This window comes from Candidatus Tectomicrobia bacterium, from assembly GCA_016192135.1.
GTDB lineage: Bacteria > UBA8248 > UBA8248 > UBA8248 > UBA8248 > 2-12-FULL-69-37.
The window spans coordinates 176,804-198,284 of the sequence record JACPUR010000019.1 but is presented as its reverse complement, the minus strand read 5'-3'; the positions used below and the strand labels follow the sequence as shown (position 1 = coordinate 198,284).

Below are 21,481 nucleotides of genomic sequence, written 5' to 3'. Positions count from 1 at the left end.
GGGCACGGGCGCCCATCCGGTTCCACTCTTTGCAACGAACTGAAACAATTCCCTCTTTACCCGGACCATTCGTTGTGGGACGATTGCTCCATTCTCTTCAAGCGGTGGCTCCCTCTTCACTTGTGCGGGAGGACTCCCCATGCGCATCCGCGTCGCTTTCGTGCTGTTCGCCGCCATGTCTCTCCTCTGGGCCGCCCCGGCGCCGGCCGCGCCCCGGGGCACCATCACCATCGCCATCAACGGCGAGGCGGAGACGATGGACCCCCACGTCTACTCCAGCTTCATCGGCGCCATGGTGTGGCCCTGGACGTCGGACAAGCTGCTGCTCTCCGACACCAAGACGGGCGAGATCATCCCCTGGCTGGCCGAGAAGTACGAGCGGCTCGACTCGCGGCGGATGAAGTTCACCCTCCGCGCGGGGGCGAAGTTCACCGACGGCACGCCCATCAACTCCGAGGCGGTCAAGTTCTCCATCGGCCGCATCATGGATCCCGCCAACCAGAGCTACCAGCGGGCCTACTGGAAGGACTTCGACAAGATCGAGGTGCTAGACGACCGCACCTTCATCTTCCACATGAAGGTGCCCGACAACGGCCTCGTCCGCCGGCTGGCGGGCTGGGGGCACATCGTCTCGCTCGCGAACAAGGGGAAGAGGAAGGAGGAGCTCTCGCGCGGCATCGTCTCGGGCGGCCCCTACATCATCAAGAGCCTGACCAAGGGCCAGCGCTACGAGTACGAGGCCAACCCCACCTGGTGGGGCAACTCCATGTTCCCCAACCGGCCCCAGAGGGTGATCATGCGCCCCATCACCGAGGCCACCACGCGGGTGAAGGCGCTCCAGGCGGGCGAGATCGACATCGCCCACAAGGTGCTCCCCCACTTCATCCCCCAGATCAAGGCGGACCCCAGGCTGGACGTGGTCAACAAGTCCTCCGTCCGCATCGCCTACATCGGCTTCTTCACCCCGGAGGGAAGCCCCTTCAAGGACGTGCGCGTGAGGAAGGCCGCCAACTACGCCCTGAACGGCGAAGCCATGTACAAGACCTTCCTCCGGGGCTACGCCGAGCCGGTACACCAGATCTACCACCCCTGGACCCAGTTCGGCTACAACGAGAGCAAGCGCTGGTACGGCTACGACGTGGCCAAGGCCAAGCAGCTCATGAAGGAGGCGGGCCACGAGAAGGGCTTCAAGGCGGACCTGATCAGCCCGGACGGGAACTCCCCCTTCGACCGGGAGAGCTGCGAGGCGGCGGCGGGCATGCTCAAGCAGGCCGGCATCGACACCCGGTGCATCCCGCAGCCCTTCGCCCTCTACCGGCGCACCTTCAACACCTACCTGGAGGGCAAGAACAAGACTCCGGCCATGCACTTCCTCTCGTTCGGCAACTCGAGCGGCGACAACAGCATCATCCTCCGCGGGACCACCGCCTGCAAGGGTGCCTGGAGCCCCGCCTGCTACCCAGAGATCGACGCCATGATCGACAAGGCGTCCGCCCTCGAGGACCTGAAGGAGCAGCATCTGGCCTTCGAGAAGGTCTCGGACAAGATGCTCGAGCTGGCCACCCACAAGCCGCTCTACCGGCTGCACGACATCTTCGGGATCAACAAGCGGATCGAGTTCACGCCCCGGCACGACGAGCAGCTGCACCCGTGGGAGATCGTGGTGAAGTGACGGGTAATTTGTCATTCCGAGGGAGCGAAGCGACCGAGGAATCTGCTTTGCTCCTCGCCTGTCATTCTGAACGAAGCGAAGCGGAGTGAAGAATCTACGAGTGTGGCCACTCGCGAAGATTCTTCGCTCCTTTCAGTCGCTCAGAATGACATCTTAAGGCAAAAGCGGATTCCTCGCTGCGCTCGGAATGACAAGAACATAGCAGGTCAACATTTTACTTCTCCCCGGGGCCGGCCGCGAGGCCGGCCCCGGGCGCTAGGCCTCTCCCTCCGGGTAGTTCGACACCTCGACGAGGTTCCCGTCCGGGTCGCGGAAGTAGAACGACCGGATGTCCCCCAGCGCCCCGCTCTTGCGCACCGGCCCCAGCTCGATCCCCACCCCGCAGGCGCGCACGTGGGCCATGGCCTCCGCGAGGGGGACCCGGGTGATGAAGCAGAGGTCCTGGGTGCCGGGCAGGGCCTGGGCCGCCCGGGGCAGGTACTCCCGGCCCGCCTGGTGGAGGTTGATCTTGTGGCGGCCGAAGCGCAGCGCCACCCGGCCCCCGTCGAAGGCCACCCGCTCCATGCCCAGCACCCGCTCGTAGAAGGCGCAGGCCGCCTCCACGTCCCGCGCGGTGAAGACCACGTGGTCGAAGTACTCCACCTCCATGCGCATCCCTCCCCCATCCCGCCGCCGGGACACGGAAATGCGGGGGCGTCCAATCGAGCGCCCCCGCGGAACCCGGTGCGATGGCCTCCGAAGGGATGGCGCGCGGGGGCCCCGCCTATCGCCGGGTCTGCTGCCCGCCCGGGCGCGGGTTGACCGGCTGGATCACCCCGCACGCGATGCGCCCTCCGGCGTCCCCGGCGGGCTGGCTCTTGAGGTCGTCCGGCTTGGCGTGAAGGACCACCGCCTTCCCCAGGGCGGACGCCCGCCCGCGGGCCAGGGTGAAGCCCTCGTGCAGGCTCTCGTACTTGATGTTCCCCCCCTCGTCCGCCAGCAGGTTGCCCAGGTCGCCCGCGTGGTTCCGCTTCGCGCCCGGGGCGCCGTGGGGCCGGTTCGCGGGGTTGAAGTGCCCTCCCGCGCTCGTGGCGTCGGGCGCCGAGCAGTCGCCCTTCTCGTGGATGTGGAAGCCGTGCAGGCCAGGGGGCACGTTCCGGGCGTTCACCCGGACCAGGACGCCCCGGCCCCGGATCTCCTCGAAGGTCACCTCGCCCGAGACGTTGCTGCCGCTCTTCGCCTCGAGCGCCGCCCGGGCCGCCCCCTGGCCCCGCCTCTCCGGAGCGGCCGCCTGGGCCCCGGCGGCCAGGAAAGCGAACGCGGCGGCTGTCACGACGATGGGTGCGCGCATGGCGGTTCTCCTGCGGGTCGGCGGCGGGGGAATGAAGTCCAGGATATCAAAATGGGGCTTACGGTTCCTTCCTCTTCTTCCCCCGCTTCCCCGGCATGGCGGGGTCGGAGGGCCGAGGGTCCTCCTCGTAGGGGGGGATGCGCGGGAAGTTCACCCGCTCGGCGATGCGTCCCGTGAGGAGATCCTCCCGCCGGGCCATGCGGCGCCCCACCTCCTCCTCGAAGCCGCGCTGGGTGGGCTTGTAGAAATGCCGCCCCCTGAGCCCGTCGGGCAGGCCCTCCATCTCGACGACCGCGTCCTCGAACTGGTGGGCGTGCTGGTAGCCCTTGCCGTAGCCCAGGTCCTTCATGAGCCGGGTGGGGGCGTTGCGCAGGTGGTGGGGCACGGGCTCGGCCGGGCGCTCCTCGATGGCCCGCTCGGCCTCGCCGAGCGCCCGGTAGACGGAGTCGCTCTTGGGGGCGGTGGCGAGGTAGACGACGAGCTGGGCGATGGCGAGCTTGCCCTCGGGCAGGCCGATGAAGTGGAAGGCCCGCTGGGCGGCCATGGCCAGGACGAGGGCCTGGGGGTCGGCCATGCCCACGTCCTCCGAGGCGAAGCGCACGAGGCGGCGCAGGACGTACATGGGGTCCTCGCCGGACTCGATCATCCGCGCCATCCAGTAGAGGGCGGCGTCGGGGTCGGAGCTGCGCAGCGTCTTGTGGAGGGCGCTGATGAGGTTGTAGTGCTCCTCGCCCGCCTTGTCGTAGAGGAGGGTCTTGCGCTGGGCGGCCTCGGCCACCTCCGCCTCCCCGAGCTGGGGCTCCTCGCCCGCCTGACGGCCGATGGCCGACTCGTCGAGCGCGATGGCGGCGGCCAGCTCGAGGATGTTGAGCGCCTGGCGCGCGTCCCCGCTCGAGAGGACGGCGATGCGGCGCAGGGCGGCCTCCTCGGCCCGGAGCCCCGCGCCGCCCAGGCCGCGCTCCGGGTCCTCGACGGCGCGGCGCAGGAGGGCGGTGATGTGCCCCTCGTCCAGGGGGTTCAGCACGAACACGCGCGAGCGGGAGAGCAGCGGCGCGATGATCTCGAAGGAGGGGTTCTCGGTGGTGGCCCCGATGAGGATGAGCGTGCCGTCCTCGACGTGGGGCAGGAGGCCGTCCTGCTGGGCCTTGTTGAAGCGGTGGATCTCGTCCACGAAGAGGATGGTGCGCTTCCCCCGGCGGCGCATGCGCCGGGCCTCGTCCACCGCCTCGCGCAGCTCCTTCACGCCGTGCAGGACGGCGCTCAGGGTGATGAAGTGGGCGTCCGTGCGGTGGGCGATGATGCGGGCGAGGGTGGTCTTGCCCGTGCCGGGGGGGCCCCAGAAGATGATGGATCGGATCTCGTCCCGCTCCACGGCCCGCCGGAGCACCTTGCCCTCTCCCAGCAGGTGGTCCTGGCCCAGGACTTCCTCGATGACGCGGGGGCGCATCCGCTCGGCGAGGGGAGCGTAACCGGGGGCCGGCGCGCCGCGCTCGGTGGGGAGAACCTCCTTGTCCCTCTCCTCCGGATTCGGGAAGAGTTCTCGTTCCATCGCCCGCCTCCTTTCCGCGACGGCGGCTCCTTGACGCGGAACCAGGGGCCAGGGTATCAGGAAGAAGTCCACCGCTCCAATCCCCGCCATGCCCATTCGGAGGCCCGCGCGGATGAACAAGGAAGTCATCAAGACCGATAAGGCGGCGTCCGGAAAGGTCCCGCTCTCCCAGGCCATCCGCGCGGGCGGGTGGCTCTTCTGCTCGGGCCAGCTTCCCATCGATCCAAAGACGGGGGAGATCGTCCCGGGCGGCATCGCCGCGCAGACGCGCCGGGTGCTCGAGAACCTCGATGCGGTGTGCGAGGCGGGGGGAACCTCGCTCGCGAACGCGGTCAAGGTGACCATCTTCATGGAGGACCTGGCCGAGCTCCGGGAGATGAACCAGGTGTTCGAGGAATTTTTCGGGGTCGTCAGCCCGCCCGCGCGCACCACCTTCCAGGCGGCCAAGCTCATCGCGGGCGCGAAGCTCGAGATCGAGCTCCAGGCCTATATCCCCTGAGGGCGCGGATGGCGGAGGTCCGGGTCGGCATCCTGATGGGCAGCGCCTCCGATCGCCCGGCGATGGAGGAGGCCGGGAAGGCCCTCGACGAGCTGGGCGTGGGGTGGGAGCTGCGGGTCCTCTCGGCCCACCGCACCCCCGAGGCCGTGCGCGAGTACCTGCGCGGGGCGCCGGGGAGGGGCATCCGGGTGCTGATCGCCGGGGCGGGCATGGCGGCCCACCTGGCGGGGGTCTCCGCGGCCGGGACGGATCTTCCGGTCATCGGGGTGCCGATGGGGGGCCCGGCCCTGGGAGGGCTGGACGCCCTGCTCTCCACGGTGCAGATGCCCCCCGGCATCCCGGTGGCCACGATGGGCATCGGGGGCCCGGGCGCGCGCAACGCGGGGCTCTTCGCGGCCCGCATCCTCGCCCTCTCGGACAAGCGGGTGGCCCGGGCCTACCGGCGGTTCGCCGAGGGCCAGACCGAAAAGATCCTGGCGGCCGACCGCGCCCTCCAGGACGAGCGGGGGCGGAAGAAGCGGGCTTCCGCGAAGAAGAACGCCGCCCGCAAGGGCTGACCCTCCCTTGGCCGAAATCCTGACTGTCGATCCTGCGAACCCCACGGAGGAGGTGCTGCGCCGGGCGGGGGAGGCGCTGCTCCGGGGGGAGGTGGTGGCCCTCCCCACCGACACCGTCTACGGCCTGTGCGCCCGGGCGCTGGACGCGGAGGCGATGGAGGCCCTCTACCGTGCGAAGGGAAGGACGGAGGAGAAGGGGGCGCCGGTGCTCATCGGCCACCCGGGCCAGCTCGCCCTCCTCGCGGAGCCGCCCTCCGCGCGGGCCCGGGCGCTCCTGGACGCCCTCTGGCCGGGGCCCATCAGCTTCGTCTTCCCGGCGCGGCCGGGGCTCCCGGCCCGCCTGACGGGAGGGCCGGGAGGCGTCGCGGTGCGGCTGCCCGGGCAGAACCTCTGCCGCGCCCTCGCCCTCGTCGCCGGCCCCTTCGCCGCCACGAGCGCCAACTGGCCGGGCGACCCGCCCCTGCGCGATCCCTCCGCCCTCGTCATCCGCTTCGGGCCGCGGATTTCCCTTCTCCTGGACGGCGGCTTCCTGGACGAAAGGCCCCCTTCCACCGTGGCGGACCTGCGGGGGGAGCGCCCTGCGCTCCTGCGCAAGGGGGCGGTGCCCTTCGACGCGGTGCTGCGGGCCTGGGACCGGGCGGAGCGGCGGGGGATTACTCCGGATCGGGCATCCGGATGACGATGGGGCCGTCCTTCTCGATGACGCACTGGCAGGCGAGGCGGTAGGCGTCCGGGTCCCAGCCGTAGGCGTCGAGGGTGTCGCGCTCGTCCTCGCCCTGGGCGGAGAGGCTGTCGCCCCCCGAGACCACCACGACCTTGCACGTCGAGCAGGCACAGTTGCCCCCGCAGTCGTGGGGATGGTCAATCTCCCGGACGAGGTCGCACTCCAGGAGGTTCCAGCCCTTCTCGGCCTCGTATTCCACGCCGTGGTTCTCGATCCGGACGGTGGGCATCGGCGGTTCTCCCGCGCCCGGGCGCGGCGCGGGCGCCGCGGCGGGGGGCGGTTCGTTGGGTTGTAAGGGTGGCGGAGACCAGAGCGGAGGGGTCAGTTCTCTCCCTCTTCCCCCTCCGCGGGCGCGACGACCTTGTAAGCCACCTCGCGCTGGCGCTTGAAGCTGTAGGCGACGATCTCTTCTTGGTCCTGCTCGTTGATGGCGGTGAACTGGATGGCCGCCTCGCACGCCTTCTTCCCCGACGCGAGCCGCACCTCGCCGTTCTTGACCACCTTTCCGATGGCGCTCACGGTGACGGGGTGGAGGGGCGGCAGCGGGATGACGATCTTCAGGTGGTCACCCTTGTTCAGGGGGACGGCCGTGATGAACCGCATGCCGCCGGAGGAGAGGTCGATGCACATGGCCTTCAGGCGCTTGGCCTGGCTCATCTCCCTGCCGGTGACGGCGGCGTAGAGCTGGTCCACCTTGTCCTCGAGCTGGCGGATGAGCCGCACCGTCTGCTGGAACATCTGGATCTGGGCCTGGGAGGCGCCCATGGAGCTGAACTGGTCGCCCAGGTTGTCCCCCCCGCCGGCGAGGTCCTCGCGCTCCGCGGTGCGCTTGGCGAGGTAGGCCCGCTCTAGGCCGCGGGCGTCGCTTTCGGAGATGCGCTCGAATTCCACGGGAAAGCGTTCCTCGGTCCGCGCCGCGGTGCGCTTCTGCCCGCTTTCCTTGCCCAGTTCCTCGAACTTCTCCTCCGCCATGGAGCCTCCGCTAGATCTGGTCCGTCTCAGCGCCTTCCGGCTCGTCCTGGCCCCGCCGCTTCTGGGCGAGCTCGCGGTGACGCTTGAAGATATAGGCGATGAGCTCCTCGCGGTCTTCCTCGTGGATCGAGTCGAACTGGCAGGCGGTGACGTAGAGGTTGCCGTTCGGCTCCTGGTCCACCCGCACCACGCGGCCCAGCGCCACGACGGAGAAGCCCTGGGGCTCGGGGACGTCCACCACAAGCTTCAGGAACCAGCCCTTGCCCATCGCCCAGAGCGAGGTGAAGAGGATGCCGGAGCCGGAGAGATCGATGCACTGGCCCTCCTCGAGGCTCTTCTCCTTGTCCTGGGCCGGGCCCGCCGACTGCGCGTTCAGGAGGCGGTCGAGCTTCCGCTCGATCCGCTCGAGCTGCGAGAGGATGGCGGCGCTCACCGTGCCGGGCGTGGCCTGGGCGGCGGCCGGGGGCGCCAGGGAGACCGTCTCGCCGCGCTCGCGGGAAGGGCGCTGGGCGTAGGCCTGCCGGAGCTTCTCGGCCTCCTCCTTCGAGACCGGCATGAACCGGATCGGGAAGGAGACGGGCACGCGCGTGTAGGAGCGGTCGGCGACGCCCCGCTTACCGAAGCTCTCCTGGAACTGCTCCCGGAACAGATCGTCCGCCATGCACTCCCCTTCCCGCCCCCTCCGGGGTCAGCCGCTGAAGCCCTCGCGCGAGATGATGACCTCCACCCGCCGATTCTTGGGGCGGTTCTCGGGCGTCGGGGCGAAGAGAGGGCGGAATTCCCCGTAGCCCGTCGCGGAGAAGCGCTCCGGCTCAACCCCTCCCTCCCGGGTCAGCACCCGGACGATGGCGGCCGCCCGCGCCGCCGAGAGCTCCCAGTTGGAGGGATACGAGCCCTGCGGCGGCGGAGGGGAATCGTCCGTGTGGCCCTCGACCATCACCTTGTAGGGCAGCTTCTTGAGCATCTGGGACAGCTCCAGGAGGAAGGGCATGAAGCCCCTCTCCACCGCCGCCGACCCGGCCCGGAAGAGGACCCCTCCCGTCATGTTCAGCACGATGCCCCGCTCGGTCACCTTCACGTCCACCACGTCCTGGAGGTTCCCCTCGAGGACCAGGTTCTTCACCTGGCTCCCCAAGTTCTGGAACGAGGCTTCGGAGCGCTTCTCGCTCAGCATGGCCATCTCGGCCGAGACGCCCGAGGTGCCGAGCGCGCCCTGGATGGACTTGATGGCCTTGTCGATCTTCCCCTTGTCGGGGGAGGACATCGAAACGATCAGGATGAAGAAGGTGAGGAGGAGGGTGACCATGTCGCCATAGGTCACAATCCACTCGTCGACCCCGCCCTCATCCTGGCGACGCCTGGGATTCAGCGCCATGGCCTACCCTCCCGCCTCCTGGGCTTCCTTGCGCTCGCGCCGCATCATGCGCTCGAAGTGCTGGATGCGCTGCTCGGGCTCGAGGTGGGCGTTCAGCCGCTGCTCGATGAGCCGGGGATTCATGCCCTCCTGGATCATCAGCACGCCCTCGATGACGACCCGGATCTGGAGCACCTCCTTCTCCGAGCGGCTGGCCAGTTTGTCCGCGACGGGGATGAAGAACAAGTTCGCGGACAATGCGCCGTAGAAAGTGGTGATGAGGGCGACGGCCATGCCGGGGCCCAGGGCCTCGAGCCCGCCCGACATCGACTTGAGCATGGCGATGAGGCCGATGAGGGTGCCGATCATGCCGAAGGCGGGGGCGTACTTGCCCATGGCCTTGAAGATGCGGGCCCCCTCCTCGTGGCGCGAGAGGAGGCTCTCGAGCTCGGTTTCCAGGACGGCCCGCACGAGCTCGGGCGGCTGCCCGTCGATGATCAGCTGCAGGCCCATGCGCATGAAGCGGTTGTTGACGCTGGCGGCATCCTGCTGGAGGCTCAGGATGGATTCCTTGCGCGCCTTGTGCGCCAGCCGGACGATGGCCGAGATGTAAGCGCTTGCGTCGGAGATCTCCCGCCGGAAGACGTTCCGCATGACGCGGAACACCCCCACCACCCGCTGGAGCGGATGGCTCATGAGGATGGCGGCCCCCGTGCCCCCGAAGACGATCATGACCGAGGGGGGATCCCAGAAGATGCCGATCCCGCCCGAGGTGATGAGGGAGTAGAACATCAACCCCCCGCCGACGATGATTCCGATCATGGTTCCCATGGCGGCTCACGCTCCACTCAAAACGCGCTCGGGGGCGGACCCCTGGCCCGGCCTCGACAGCCGGCCGAGCGGAGCCCCTCCCAGCCATTTCAAACCTTGGCTGCTTATTATCATGAAAACAAAGGGATTTCTCAATCCTCTCCGGAAGGCGCTACACCCGCCCGGCCGGGGGGAGGATCACCATCGTCTCGGTCCAGACCCGGCGGGACTGGGACAGGAGGAACTCCAGGGACTCGGCCACCAGGTCGGGGGGGATCATCCTTTCGGTGTCGAACTCGCCGGGGATGTCCTTCCACATGCTGGTGGCGGTGGCCCCGGGCCGCAGGACGCTCAGGCGGATGCCGCGGGGGCGCAGCTCCTCGGCCAGGGCCCGCGACATCCCCTCGAGGCCGGCCTTGGCGGCGCAATAGGCCGCCGCGCCCGGGAAACCGGTCACGGCGCAGATGGAGGAGACGTTCACCACCTCCCCGCCCGAGGCCTCCAGGTAGGGGGCGAGGGCCCGGATGAGGAGGAAGGGGGCCTTGAGGCAGACGGCCAGGGTGGCCTCGAACTCCCCCGGGGCGAGCGCCTCCAGCTCCCGGAAGACCCCCGCCCCGGCGTTGTTCACGAGGGCGTCCACCCCCCCGAGCCGCCGGGCGGCGGCATCGGCCAGGGCCTCGATCTCCTCCTCCGAGGCGAGGTCGCAGCTGTGGGCGAAGATCCGGCCCGCGGCGGGCTTGGCCTCGAAGGCGAGGGAGGTGAGGGCCTGGGCGTCGCGGGCCACGGCCAGCACCTGGGCCCCGGCGCGGGCCAGGCGCAGGGCCGCCGCCCGGCCGATGCCGCGCGAGGCCCCGGTCAGGACGATCCGCCGCCCCGCCAGCGGCCGGAGGCCCCCGGCGGCCATCAGCTCCCCCCCCGGTAGTCCACGAAGTTGCGCTCGTTCTCGAACAGGCGGACGCGGTGGAGGAGGCCCGGCGGAAGGTGCTCGGCCAGGCGCTCCCAGATGGCCATGGCGATGTTCTCCGCCGTCGGGATGCGGCCCTTCAGGTAGGGCGCGGCGTCCTCGTTCAGGTTCTTGTGGTCGAGCGGCTCGACCACCTGGCGGCGCAGGAGGCCCTTGAGGTCGGCGAGGTTGTAGATCATGCCCGTCTCGGGGTCCACGGGGCCGCGGAGCGTCACCTCCACGACGTAGTTGTGGCCGTGGTAGTGGGGGTTCGCGCACAGGCCGTAGAGGGCCTCGTTGCGCTCGGCCGGCCAGGCGGCGTTGAAGAGGCGGTGCGCGGCCGAGAACTCTTCCCGGCGGGTGATCTCGATCACGGCTCGTCCCCCCGGAGGCGGGGGCCCGGCCGCCTCCGCCGCATCCATGGGGCGTTGTGCGGGCCGGGGCGCTTTGATAGGGTGCCTTCCCACGAGCCAAGATACCCGCATCCCCGAGCCCCCTGCAAGGAGAGCCCGATGGCGCGCGCCGCGAAGGTCCTTCCCGCTCCAGCCAAGACGCAAGGCTTCGTCCAGGTGGTCAAGGGGGTGTACGCCTACATCGGGGGGAACGGCGCCACCAACTTCGGCTTGGCGCTGACGAAGGATCGGCCGGTCATCATCGACAACGACATCCGGGTCCGCAAGCCCTTCCTCGCGGGGATGCGCAGCCTCACCCGCAAGATGCCGGGGCTCGTCCTCAACACCCACCACAACTTCGACCACACCTCGGACAACGGCTTCTACCACGGGCACGGCGCCGTCTCCTTCGGCTGCGAGCTCACCGCCGAGGAGATGGAGCGCGAGGAGAAGGCGGGCGTCTGGGTGAAACAGATGGTGGGCCGGGGCCCCAAGGTGGACCACCTGGTGGGCAAGCTCCACGTCGCGCCCCCCATGGTGACCTTCGAGGAGATGATTACGGTCCGCTACGGCGGGCGCGCCTTCCAGATGATCTACATCGATCACTGCCACACCCTGGGGGACACGGTGGTGTGGATGCCCGAGGAGCGGGTGCTCTTCTCGGGCGACCTCCTCACCCACCGCACCCTGCCGGTGAACCGGCTGGGGAACTTCGCCAACTGGATCGCGGCGCTCGACGTGCTCGACATGTTCCCGGTCCGGCGCATCGTGCCCGGCCACGGGCCGCTCCCCCCCGCCGGCAAGGGGATCATCAAGGAGAACCGCGACTGCCTCCTGCGCCTGCGCGAGCGCGCCCAGGCCGCCCTGCGCAAGGCCAAGGCGCCCGAGAAGGCCGCCCAGCTCGTGCAGATGCCCGAATACCGGCGCTGGTTCCGCTACGGGAACGTGGGCGTGAACGCCCTCAAGATGGCACAGGAGCTGAAGGGGAAGAGGAAATAGGGTTCCCGTGCTCCCTCACGTTTCCTCGCCCGCCTCGCGGGCCCGCCGCGCGACGTCGGCGTGCTCGGGCTTGGGCCCCGCGAGGAGCGAGGCCGCGACGCCCGCCGCGAGGATGAGCAGGATCGCCCCCAGCAGATGGAAGTTGTAGTTCTTCCCGAGCATCTCCTTGATCCAGTCCGCCGCCAGCATCTTCGCTCCCACCAGCGCCAGCACCGCCGCGAGCGAGACGTTGAGGTAGCGGAACTTGTCCATCAGCCCGGCCAGCGCGAAGTAGAGCGCCCGGAGTCCCAGGATGGCGAACACGTTGCTGGTGAAGACCAGGTAGGGGTCGGTGGTGATGGCGAAGATGGCCGGGATGGAGTCCACGGCGAAGATCAGGTCCGTCGTCTCCACCATGATGAGGGCGAGGGCCAGCGGGGTGAGCATCCATGTCCCCGCCCCTGCGCGCTCGGCCGCCCGGTCCGGGGCGTGCGAGTCCGTCTCCCGCGCCTCCGGGGTCCCGGCCCGCACCATGAAGTGCGGGCCGTGGAACTCGTCTGCCACCGGGAAGAAACGCCGCGCCAGCCGCACCACGGGGTTCTTTCCCGGGTCGCCCCCGTGCTTCCCCCCCGTCCAGAGCATCTGGACGGCCGCGAAGAGGAGGAAGGCGCCGAAGGCGTAGAGCAGCCACTCGAACTCCTCGATGAGCCGCACCCCCACGGCGATCATCGCGCCGCGCATCGCCAGGGCGCCCAGGATGCCCCAGAAGAGCACCCGGTGCTGGTAGCGCGCCGGGACGGCGAAGTACCGGAAGAGCATGGCGATGACGAAGATGTTGTCCACGCTCAGGGACTTCTCGATGACATAGCCGGTGAGGTACTTCACCGCGGCCGCCGAGCCGTCGTTCGGGGCGCCGTCCACGGCGTCGCGGGCCTTCCCCAGCCCCAGCCATTGGTTCTCGTAGCCGAGATAGATGAACGCGGTGAAGGCGAGGCCGAGCGCGACCCAGAAGCCGGACCAGGCGAGCGCCTCCCGCATCGACACCGCATGCGACTTGCGGTGAAGGCCCAGGTCCAGCGCCAGCAGCAACAAGACGATGACGAGGAAAATCAGCCAGGACCAGGGCATGCCACTCCTCCGCCGGGACGGGCCCGGTGCATTGGACATCGATCGGCGGCGAGGCGTCCGCGGGATGGCGGCGATGAGCGGACGGATTGAGGCATTCAGGAAAGGCGAAAGCGGCCGGGCGGGCCGGGGTCCGCCCGGGGGATTCCCGCGCCTAGTCCCACCGGCCGGGCGCGGGCTCTCCCTTGAAGTAGCCCTCGGGCGCCTGGCCGCGCGCCTTACGGCCCAGCAGCCGCCCCGAGGGCAGCGCGAAGCGGCTCTCCATCTGGACGGAGGTGGACCAGGGGGCCCCTTCCCGGAAGCCGCCCGAGCGGACCTCGCCCTCCACTACGAGCACGTCCCCCTCGGCGCGCGGGGTCCGGCGCACCACGCCGGTGCGGTCGTCCCAGAAGCGCACCTTGCCGCCCAAGGCCTCGAAGGCGTAGACCGCCCCGCCCCGGCGCCAGTCCACCTGGGCGAATTCCCCGCCCTCCTCGCGGCGGCGCATGTCGGCCGTGCTCGTCCCCACGATGAAGAGGTCCTCCCAGATGAGCGGCGGGGCGATGACCCAGCCCGCCGAGTTCTCGACGCGCCAGAGGAAGTTCCCCTTCTCGCGGTCCACGGCGAAGAAGTGGCCCCGGTCGCGGCCGTTCAGGGCGGCAAAGACGTGCCGCCCGCTCGCGGCATAGAGGGGGGTGTGCACCCCGAGCCGGACGAGGAGCTCCTCCGCCGGAATCATCCGCCATCTCCCTACGGCAAAGCCCGACTTGCGGCCCGCCCGGCAATCCTGGGATCATCTCGGCGCGCGCCGGAGCCGCCGGCCGGCTTCTCTTCCACGGGGGTCCCCGATGCCCGAGTCCCGCCCGAGGGCCGCCGAGGAGCACGTCGCGATCATCGGGCGGGCCTTGCCCCACCCGCTCCGCCTGCCCATTCTAGCATTCGGGCTCTTCCTCTCCGACCAGGCCCACCTGCGGGCGGCGGCCCTCACCTACACATCGCTCCTCTCGCTGGTGCCCGTGCTGGCCTTCGCCTTCTCGATGCTGCGCGGGCTGGGCTTCGAGGAGAACCTCCTGACGTACCTCATCCTCCAGTACTTCCCCGCCACGGACCAGGGCCTGCACGAGAAGCTCCTGACCTACGTCCGCCAGGTCAACGCGGGGACGCTGGGGGTCGCGGGGCTGGCCGGCCTCCTGTTCTCGGTGTGGCTCACCCTCGGCACCGTCGAGCGCGCCCTGAACGCCACCTTCGGCGCCCGCCGGGAGCGCACCTGGGTCCGGAAGGTCACCGATTATTTCGCCATCCTGTTCCTGAGCCCGCTGATGATCGCCATCATCATGAGCGGCATCACATTGCTTCAGGTCCGGGAGACGCTCGGCGGCATCTGGCTCCTCTCCGAGGCCCTGGAGCTGGCCCTGCGCCTGGTGCCCATTCTGGGCGCGATCCTGCTCTTTTCTTGGATCATCATCGTCATGCCGAATACCCAGGTGTCCCCCCGGGCGGCGGCGTGGGGCGGGGTGGTCGGAGGGGCGATCTGGTTTTTCCTGCAATGGGGGTACGTGCGCTTCCAGGTGGGCTTCGCCCGCAACGAGGCCATCTACGGGGCCCTGGCCCAGCTCCCCCTCTTCATGGCCTGGGTCTATCTCTCTTGGTGCGCCCTGCTCTACGCGGCCGCCCTGGCGGCCCTGGCCGAGGGGCGCCGCCCCCCTCCGGAGCCGGGCGAGGCGCGCCACCCGACGGACCCGCGGGAGCTGGCCCTCCACATCCTGACCGAGGCGGCGGTGCGCCTGGCGAAGGCGCAGCCCCCTCTCGCCCGGGAGGACGCCCGGAGGGGGCTGGACGTCCAGCCGGAAATCCTGGAAACTGTCCTGGATCAGCTGCAAACGCGAGGCTACCTGACGGAGACGCGCGAGGGCGGGAGGTTCATGCTGACCGTTCACCCGGCCAGCATCCGGGCGGTGGAGGCGTGGGATCTCTTCACCCCCCCGCAGCCCCACTGCTCTCCCGGCGCCGAGATGGTCATCCAGGAGATGCGCCGCAGGGAGCGGTCCGCTCTGGAGGGCCTGACGCTCGAGGACCTGCGCCTCGCGCCGGAAAAGACCCGGGAAGACGACAAGCCGGCGCCCCGCGCCGCGGCCCCCGCCGAGGAGCCGGCGGCCGGCCCGGAGGGGTGACATCCGCGCGCCGACCCGCGCAGAGGAGGGTCCCATGGCCGTCATCACAGTCTCCCGTCAATACGGCACAGGCGGCATGACCATGGGCAATCACCTTGCCCAGCGGCTGGGCTACACCTTCGTATTCCGGGAGGAGCTGGCCCGGGGCTGCCGCGAGCGCGGGCTGGACATCGACCTCGACCGGATGGAGGGGCGGGCGCCCAACGTCATCGAGCGCCTCTTCGGCGTGAACCCGGAGAAGCTGCGCCGCGCGCTCAAGGAGACGATGGAGGAGGCCGCGCGGGCCGGCGGCGTCGTCATCGGGGGCTGGGGCAGCCAGGTGCTCCTCAAGGAGCGGTCCGACGCCCTGCACATCCGGGTGGTGGGGAGCAACGAGGCGCGCATACACCAGCTCATGGAGAGCGGGGGGGTGACGAGGTCGGCCGCCGAGGACATCGTCAAGAACGCCGACCGCGACCAGAAGCTCTTCTCGGAGTATTTCTTCGGCGTGGACTTCGCGGACCCCAAGCTCTACCACGCCGTGCTGAACATCGAGCGCTTCTCGCAGGACGGGATGATCGACTTCATCCACGCCATGCTCCACGAGAAGACGCAGGCGGTTTCCTAGGCCGCTTCGCGCCGGCGGGCGCCCGTGCCCCCCCGCACCGCCGCCGCCGCGACCGTCGCGAGCGAGAGCACGTCCACGATCACCACCAGCCAGAAGGCATACCGGTAGCTTCCCAGGACGTCATAGATGTAGCCCGCGAGCCACGGCCCCGCCGCCGCGGCCAGCCCGGAGCCGATCTGGCTGTAGCCCAGGATGCGGCCGAAGCTCCGCGCCGGGAAGAGATCGGCCTTGATGGACAGGAAGGTGATCCCGCGCGCGCCATCCCCCAGGCCGAGGAAAACGACGTAGAGGTAGGCCAGCAGCCAGCGCTCCGCGTTCACGTTCATCAGCAGAAACACCCCCGCGAGGCCCGCCGCGCTGGAGATAAAATAGGTGCGCGTCCGCCCGAGCCGGTCGCCGCACCACCCGCCCGCCATGCCCCCCAGGGTCCTGAGCGCGGCCAGCGCGCCCATGAGGGAGGCCGCCGTCATGGCGCCCACCCCGGCGTCCACCAAATGGGCCACCTGGTGGAGGCCCACGATGCTGAAGCCGACGCCGTGGAGGAGGCCCGCCGTGAAGACGAACCAGAAGGCCGGGCCCCAGAGCCCCTCCTCGGGCGGGGAGCCCGGGGCCAGGGAGCGCTCCTCCGCCGGGAGGGGAGGCCGCCGGTGCAAGGCGGCCGTCAGGGGGAGCAGCGGCAGGGCGATCCCCGCGGCCAGGATGAGGTAGGCCCCGCGCCAGCCGTAGGCGCCGATGAGGTAGGCGGAGAAGGGCACCAGCAGCATTCCGCCGAAGCTGCGGCCCGAGAGGGCGAGGCCCATGGCGGTCGCCCGCCGGCGGCGGAACCACCGGCTGACCACCGTGCTCGTCGGGACGAACCCGATGAGGGTGATGCCGAGCGCCACCACGACCCCGTAGTAGATATAGAGCTCGGCCAGGCTGTCCACCGTGGACATCAGCGCCAGGCCCGCCCCCAGCACCGCGACCCCGCAGGGGATGACGGCCCGGGGCCCCCAGCGGTCGATGAGCGAGCCGATCGCCCCGGCCGAGAGGGCGAAGGTCACCATGGAGAAGGAGAAGCCCAGGGCGGTGTCGCCGCGCGACCAGCCGAACTCCTCGAGGAAGGCCACGTAGAAGACGGAGAAAGTGCCCACGACGGCGCCGCCCGTCGCCATCGTGAGGAACGTCAGGCCGACGGCGAGCCAGCCGTAGTAGCGGAGGCTCGTCTCGCCGGCTTCGGCGGTGAAGGGATTTTTCAAGCGGGGGCCGGGCGGGCGAAGCCCGGCCGGGGGGCCCGGGAGGCTTCCCCGGGCCCTCCGGCCGGCTCAGTTGGCCGTGGCGTGGGCATGGACGATCAGGAACTGCGCGACCGAGCGCGCCGTGTTCTCGAAGGTCACCCGCCCGTTGGCTTGGTAGTGGAGGGAATCGCCTTCCTTGAGCTGGAACGTCTCGTCTCCCCGCTGAACGGCCAGCTCGCCCTTGAGGCAGTAGACGAAGTGCTCGCACCCGGCCTGGACGTGGGGGGCGCGGCTCCTGGCGCCGGCCTCCAGGGTGCGGAAGAGCGTCTCCAGCCTTCCCCCGCGCAGGCGCTCGGCGACCACCTCGGTGCGCCCTTCCTGGCCGCTCGCCAGGAGCATGCGCTCGCCCTTTCGGATGCAGCGGACCTCGGGCAGGCTCTCCCCCTGCTCCACGAAGTAGCTCACCGGCTGCTCGAGCGCGACCGCGAGCTTCACCAGGGTCGTGACCGTGGGGACCATTCCGTTGGTTTCGATCTTGTAGATGCCGGCCGGGGAGACGCCCGACAGCTCCGCGAGCTTCTGGATGGAGTACCCCTGCTTCTTGCGCAGGCCGCGCACCTTCTCACCGATCCGGACCTCGGGCACCTGCACGGCGCCCTTCCTGCGGCCGGCACCCTTGCCGGCCTTCGGGCCCCGCGCCGCGGGGCGGCTTCCATTCGCCATTTCCGAGTTTATCCTCATTGCTCCCACCAAACGCATATCCGGTTGGAGGAACCGGGACCCTGGCGGCAAGGCAACGCCGTTCACTTTTCGATGGGCTTTGAGATGATCCTACCGTCCAGCGGCTCTCAGGCTAACATTGGGATGTCTGGAATGTCCAGCCGGAGCGGGCCCTACACCCGCATGGGCATGACGACGTAGGTGTAGCCCTCGGATCCCTCGGGCGTGATGACGCCGGGGCTGAGGGAGTCCTTCAGCTCGAACCGCACCTTGGGCTCGTCGAGGATTCCCAGCACGTCGAGGCAATAGCGCGAGTTGAAGCCGATCTCGAGCTTCTCGCCGCCGTAGTCGGATTCCAGGACCTCCTCGGCCTCGCCCGCCTCCGAGCCGTTGGTGGTCAGCGTGAGCTGGCCCGGCTGGAAGACGAACTTGACCATGCGCGTCTCGTTCGAGAGCAGCGACACGCGCCGGAGCGCGCGCACCAGCGCCTCGCGGTCGGTGAGGATGGCGCTGCCGTCGTGCTTGGGGATCACCTGGCGGTACTTGGGGAACTCGCCGTCGATGAGGCGCGCGGAGAGCTCCACGCTCTCCATCTGGAAGAGGATGTGGTTCTGGGTGAGCGCGACCGCCACCTCCTCGCCCGAGCCCTGCAGGAGCTTCACCAGCTCCCCGAGCGCCTTCTTGTGGACGATCACCCCGCGCTCCAGCTTGAGCCCCGGGCAGGGGCGCTCGATGAGGGCGAGCCGGTGGCCGTCGGTGGCCACGAGACGCAGCTTCTCGTCCTCGGACTCCATGAAGACGCCGTTGTAAGTGTAGCGGGTCTCGTCCTGCGAGATGGCGAACATGGTCTTGCGGATCATGTCGCCCAGGGTCTTGGCCGGGAGCTTGTGGGACTCGGCCCCCTTGGCCTCCGGCAGGCTCGGGAAATCCGCCGGGGGCAGGCCCGGCAGGCGGAAGCTCGAGCGCTCGCAGACGATGCGCGCCCACTGGCCCTGCTCCTCGGCCAGGCGCACGTCGGCTTCGGGCAGCTCCCGCACGATGTCGAAGAAGCGGCGGGCGTTCAGGGTGGTCTTCCCCGCCTTGCCGACCTCGGCCTCGAAGGCGGCCTTGAGGCTGATGTCGAGGTTCGTCCCGAGCATCCGGAACTTCTTCTTGCCCTCGGTCTCGATGAGGACGTTCTGGAGGATCGGCATGGCGCTGCTGCGGCTCTCGGCCACGCCCTGCATCATCTGGAGGGCGCGAAGCAGCGTGTCGCGCTTGACCGTGATCTCCACGATTCCGCCTCCCAACGCCAGGGCGGGACGCCAACCTCGCCTGAATCAAGGCGAAATGAATACAAAGGCCCGTGCCTGCGGACCGCCGGACGGACCTCTCCTATAAACCAAAGCGCCCCCGGGGACAAGGAGGCCCCCGGCGTCCTCCCGGGGCGGAGTTTTCACCGGGGCTTAACGAGAGGAAACACGATCTCTTCGCCCGCGGCCAGGCGGCGGAGGTCTTTTCCGGGATTGTAGCCCCGGACGAGCCAGAGCGGGATCTTGTAGGTCCGGGTGACCAGCACCCAGACGTTTTCCTTGGGCGCGAGCTTGTGCCGCACCGTTCCCGATACCTCGAACTTGCGGTCGAACTCCTCCTTGAGGCCCCGGTGATAGGAGAGCCGCCGTTCCAGGAACTCCGCCCGCGACACCCGGTCCAGCGGGACCTTCAGGGTCCGGCCCATGGGCATGGCGCGGCCCCCCCGGATGTCGTTGAGCTGCCGGAGCCGGACGGGCGACACCTCCAGCCATTCGGCGAAATGGCTGATCGTCTCGCTCTCGTAGATGCTGACCCGGCCGATCTGGCTTCCGTTCGGAACCGAGACGGCCAGCGCCTGCCGGAGGGCCTCCTCGCGGAGGGCCGCGAGCGGCGCGGTGGGCGCCGCCTCCTTGGCATCGAGCGAGGCCGGGGACTTCACGGACGGGGGCGCCGCCGGGACGAGGGCCGCCTGGACCGGCGCTTCCTTCTTCTTCGGCTTCTCCGGAGCGGGCATCCCCGGCAGCGCGAGCCTGTCGCCCGGGCGGATGAGGGTGCCCCGCAGCTTGTTCGCCGCCATGAGGTCCTGCACGCTGACCTTGTGTCGCGCGGCGATTTCGACGAGCGTATCGCCCTTCTTCACGACGGCCACGCGCGGGGCGGTCTCTTCCCGGGCCTGGAGCGGGGCCGGCGGCCCCTCCTTTTGGGGGACCGCCTCGGCCAGGAGGAAGCCGTCCTCCGACTGCGTCTCGATGTCCTCCAGCTCGGCCGCCTCGATGAAGTCCTGAATGGTGAGGCCGTCCGCGCGGGCGATCTCCTTCAGCGCCTCGCCGGGCTCCACCGCGGGGGGCTCCTCCTTCCTCGCGGCCTGGACGGGGGCGGCCTCCTTCTTCGCCACCTGGACGGGGGCGGCCTCCCGCTTCTCCGGCGCCTTCTTCTCGGGCTTCCTTGAGGACACGGCCGGGACGCTCAGGCGGTCCCCCGGATGGATCAGGGCGTCCTGGAGCCCGTTCGCGGACATGAGAGCCGCCACCGTGACCTTATGGCGCGAGGCGATGGCGCTCAGGGTGTCGCCGGGGGCGACGAAGGCCCACTCGGAGCCCTCCGGAGCGGCCGCGGGCTGGGAGGCCCCCGCCGCGTAGGCCCGTGCCACCTGGGTCCCCTGCCCCGCCGGCACGCGCAGGGGATACCCTCTCGGGATGTGCCCCTTCCCCCGCGCCACCCAGGCACCCAGCGCCGGATTCATGGGGCGCAGGGCCTCGCGCGGGACGCCGATGCGGCCCGCGAGATCGGTCAGCGAGACGGGCCGGGGCACGTGGAAGACGTCGAAGCGCGCGGGCGGGTCCTGCCGCAGCGGGCCGTAGAACTCCCGGATGTTGCGGTGGATGTGGACCGCCGCCAGGAACTCCCCGTAGAAGTTGCGCGAGGCGAAGCCGAAGAGGCGCCCCTTGTAGCGCCTCACGATTAGGTCCATGTCGCGCGAGCCCACCGTGGCCACCGCCCGCTGCATCCCCTGGGCGCCGTGGTTGTAGGCGGTGAGGGCGAGGGGCCAGGCGCCGAGCTCCTGGTAGTTCTGGCGCAGGAGATCGGCGGCTCCCTCCGCCGCGATGAACGGATCGCGGCGCCCGTCCACCGCGCCGTCCGCCCGCATGAAGAGGCGCGCCGTCGGCTGCATGAACTGCCACATCCCGACCGCGCGGGCCTTGCTGTAGGCGCGCTCCTCGAAACCGCTCTCGACGTGGGGGAGCAGGGCGAGGTCGGCCGGCAGGTTCCGCGACCGGAAGATCGCCTCGAAGCGCGGCAGGTAGCGGCCCGAGCGGATATACCCCTCCCGGAACTTCTCCTTCAGGCCCGGCTGGGCCCGCAGGCTGTAGGCGGCGCGCCGCATCTCCTGGCGGCTCTCCCCGGCGAGCGCCTTGCGCAGGCGCTCGGCCAGCGCCGCGGTCCCGGGGGGCGGCGTCCGCCCGTCGGCCAGCGCCAGGAGGACCGCCTCGTGCCGCTCCCGCTCGGCCCGGATGGCGTGGCGCTGGCTGCTCCGGCCGTCCCAGGGAGCGTCGAGCCGCATGACGGAGAAGACCTGGAGGGTCTCCTCGTCGTGGATGACGACTTCCGAGGTCGACACCCGGGCGAAAACCCTCACCCAGAACTGTTTTTGTTCTTGAATCACGCCCGAAACGGGGAAAAGGGAGGGATTTTTCGCCCCCTCGGAGGGCCTGGCGGGAGAGGCGAGAATGGCGAGGGCGGCGGCTCCGAGAACGAGTTTCCGGCTCCAGCTCAAGGCGGCTTCATCCTTTTTGGCCGAGCCGGCTCACGCTCTTGCGAACCGGCGGGGCGGAAATAACGGGCTGACCCTTTCTTATCGGGTGACTTTAA

General features: G+C 69.9%; 23 protein-coding genes. 7 read left to right on the top strand and 16 right to left on the bottom strand.

All coding sequences use genetic code 11. The features are described from left to right. The first annotated feature begins 139 nt into the window (after window positions 1-139). Entirely contained in the window at window positions 140-1,672 is a 1,533-nt protein-coding gene (locus tag HYZ11_09700) for a hypothetical protein (GenBank protein MBI3127866.1), read from the top strand. 255 nt (window positions 1,673-1,927) lie between these two features. Here HYZ11_09700 and HYZ11_09695 read toward each other — a convergent pair whose 3' ends face one another. From HYZ11_09695 to HYZ11_09685, 3 genes are all read right to left on the bottom strand, one after another. Beyond that, on the bottom strand, window positions 1,928-2,320 hold the full coding sequence (locus HYZ11_09695; GenBank protein ID MBI3127865.1) for a VOC family protein: 393 nt from the start codon (window positions 2,318-2,320) through the stop codon (window positions 1,928-1,930). A gap of 115 nt (window positions 2,321-2,435) precedes the next feature. Further along, on the bottom strand, window positions 2,436-3,002 hold the full coding sequence (locus HYZ11_09690) for a superoxide dismutase family protein (GenBank protein MBI3127864.1): 567 nt from the start codon (window positions 3,000-3,002) through the stop codon (window positions 2,436-2,438). Between the two features lie 58 nt (window positions 3,003-3,060). Next, window positions 3,061-4,551: a replication-associated recombination protein A gene (locus HYZ11_09685; protein MBI3127863.1), complete on the bottom strand. Its 1,491-nt coding sequence runs from the start codon at window positions 4,549-4,551 to the stop codon at window positions 3,061-3,063. 112 nt (window positions 4,552-4,663) lie between these two features. Here HYZ11_09685 and HYZ11_09680 point away from each other — a divergent pair, with 112 nt between their 5' ends. The 3 genes from HYZ11_09680 to HYZ11_09670 are packed head-to-tail and all read left to right on the top strand — an operon-like array spanning window position 4,664 to window position 6,286. Continuing rightward, a complete protein-coding gene (locus HYZ11_09680) occupies window positions 4,664-5,050 on the top strand; it encodes a RidA family protein (protein MBI3127862.1) in 387 nt (128 codons plus the stop codon). A gap of 8 nt (window positions 5,051-5,058) precedes the next feature. Next, on the top strand, window positions 5,059-5,607 hold the full coding sequence (gene purE / locus HYZ11_09675) for a 5-(carboxyamino)imidazole ribonucleotide mutase (protein MBI3127861.1): 549 nt from the start codon (window positions 5,059-5,061) through the stop codon (window positions 5,605-5,607). Between the two features lie 7 nt (window positions 5,608-5,614). After that, window positions 5,615-6,286 carry a threonylcarbamoyl-AMP synthase gene (locus HYZ11_09670; protein MBI3127860.1) on the top strand — a complete coding sequence of 224 codons (672 nt, stop codon included), beginning with the start codon at window positions 5,615-5,617 and terminating at the stop codon, window positions 6,284-6,286. Here the strand turns inward: HYZ11_09670 and HYZ11_09665 are convergent. The 7 genes from HYZ11_09665 to HYZ11_09635 form a co-directional block, all read right to left on the bottom strand. Next, on the bottom strand, window positions 6,261-6,560 hold the full coding sequence (locus tag HYZ11_09665; GenBank protein ID MBI3127859.1) for a (2Fe-2S)-binding protein: 300 nt from the start codon (window positions 6,558-6,560) through the stop codon (window positions 6,261-6,263). The genes HYZ11_09670 and HYZ11_09665 overlap by 26 nt on opposite strands. 92 nt (window positions 6,561-6,652) lie before the next feature. Further along, complete coding sequence (locus tag HYZ11_09660; protein MBI3127858.1) at window positions 6,653-7,303, bottom strand: PilZ domain-containing protein; 651 nt, start codon at window positions 7,301-7,303, stop codon at window positions 6,653-6,655. 10 nt (window positions 7,304-7,313) lie between these two features. Beyond that, on the bottom strand, window positions 7,314-7,964 hold the full coding sequence (locus HYZ11_09655) for a PilZ domain-containing protein (protein MBI3127857.1): 651 nt from the start codon (window positions 7,962-7,964) through the stop codon (window positions 7,314-7,316). A gap of 27 nt (window positions 7,965-7,991) precedes the next feature. Next, window positions 7,992-8,678: a flagellar motor protein MotB gene (locus HYZ11_09650; GenBank protein MBI3127856.1), complete on the bottom strand. Its 687-nt coding sequence runs from the start codon at window positions 8,676-8,678 to the stop codon at window positions 7,992-7,994. A gap of 3 nt (window positions 8,679-8,681) precedes the next feature. Then, complete coding sequence (locus tag HYZ11_09645; protein MBI3127855.1) at window positions 8,682-9,488, bottom strand: motility protein A; 807 nt, start codon at window positions 9,486-9,488, stop codon at window positions 8,682-8,684. A 151-nt stretch (window positions 9,489-9,639) separates the two neighbouring features. Then, a complete protein-coding gene (locus tag HYZ11_09640; GenBank protein MBI3127854.1) occupies window positions 9,640-10,371 on the bottom strand; it encodes an SDR family oxidoreductase in 732 nt (243 codons plus the stop codon). Then, window positions 10,371-10,832 carry a 6-carboxytetrahydropterin synthase gene (locus HYZ11_09635; GenBank protein MBI3127853.1) on the bottom strand — a complete coding sequence of 154 codons (462 nt, stop codon included), beginning with the start codon at window positions 10,830-10,832 and terminating at the stop codon, window positions 10,371-10,373. The genes HYZ11_09640 and HYZ11_09635 overlap by 1 nt, the downstream gene beginning before the upstream one ends. 90 nt (window positions 10,833-10,922) lie before the next feature. Between HYZ11_09635 and HYZ11_09630 the strand changes: the two genes are divergently transcribed. Then, a complete protein-coding gene (locus tag HYZ11_09630; GenBank protein ID MBI3127852.1) occupies window positions 10,923-11,801 on the top strand; it encodes an MBL fold metallo-hydrolase in 879 nt (292 codons plus the stop codon). Between the two features lie 15 nt (window positions 11,802-11,816). Here HYZ11_09630 and HYZ11_09625 read toward each other — a convergent pair whose 3' ends face one another. Together HYZ11_09625 and HYZ11_09620 are read right to left on the bottom strand one after the other, a co-directional pair. Further along, entirely contained in the window at window positions 11,817-12,908 is a 1,092-nt protein-coding gene (locus HYZ11_09625) for a TerC family protein (protein MBI3127851.1), read from the bottom strand. A gap of 151 nt (window positions 12,909-13,059) precedes the next feature. Beyond that, entirely contained in the window at window positions 13,060-13,623 is a 564-nt protein-coding gene (locus HYZ11_09620) for a hypothetical protein (protein MBI3127850.1), read from the bottom strand. Between the two features lie 109 nt (window positions 13,624-13,732). On the opposite strand from HYZ11_09620, the gene HYZ11_09615 reads away from it, so the two are divergent. Both HYZ11_09615 and HYZ11_09610 read left to right on the top strand, forming a co-directional pair. After that, entirely contained in the window at window positions 13,733-15,055 is a 1,323-nt protein-coding gene (locus HYZ11_09615) for a YihY family inner membrane protein (GenBank protein MBI3127849.1), read from the top strand. Window positions 15,056-15,089: 34 nt separating this feature from the next. Then, complete coding sequence (locus HYZ11_09610; GenBank protein ID MBI3127848.1) at window positions 15,090-15,662, top strand: cytidylate kinase-like family protein; 573 nt, start codon at window positions 15,090-15,092, stop codon at window positions 15,660-15,662. Here the strand turns inward: HYZ11_09610 and HYZ11_09605 are convergent. From HYZ11_09605 to HYZ11_09590, 4 genes are all read right to left on the bottom strand, one after another. Then, complete coding sequence (locus HYZ11_09605) at window positions 15,659-16,900, bottom strand: MFS transporter (GenBank protein ID MBI3127847.1); 1,242 nt, start codon at window positions 16,898-16,900, stop codon at window positions 15,659-15,661. The two genes, HYZ11_09610 and HYZ11_09605, sit on opposite strands and share 4 nt — an antisense overlap. Window positions 16,901-16,966: 66 nt before the next feature. Further along, a complete protein-coding gene (locus tag HYZ11_09600; GenBank protein MBI3127846.1) occupies window positions 16,967-17,602 on the bottom strand; it encodes a helix-turn-helix transcriptional regulator in 636 nt (211 codons plus the stop codon). A 170-nt stretch (window positions 17,603-17,772) separates the two neighbouring features. Next, window positions 17,773-18,873, bottom strand: a complete 1,101-nt coding sequence (gene dnaN / locus HYZ11_09595) for a DNA polymerase III subunit beta (protein MBI3127845.1) — start codon at window positions 18,871-18,873, stop codon at window positions 17,773-17,775. Window positions 18,874-19,034: 161 nt separating this feature from the next. Next, the gene (locus HYZ11_09590; GenBank protein MBI3127844.1) at window positions 19,035-21,386 is read right to left on the bottom strand and encodes a LysM peptidoglycan-binding domain-containing protein; all 2,352 of its coding nucleotides are present in this window, start codon (window positions 21,384-21,386) and stop codon (window positions 19,035-19,037) included. Window positions 21,387-21,481: the final 95 nt, after the last annotated feature.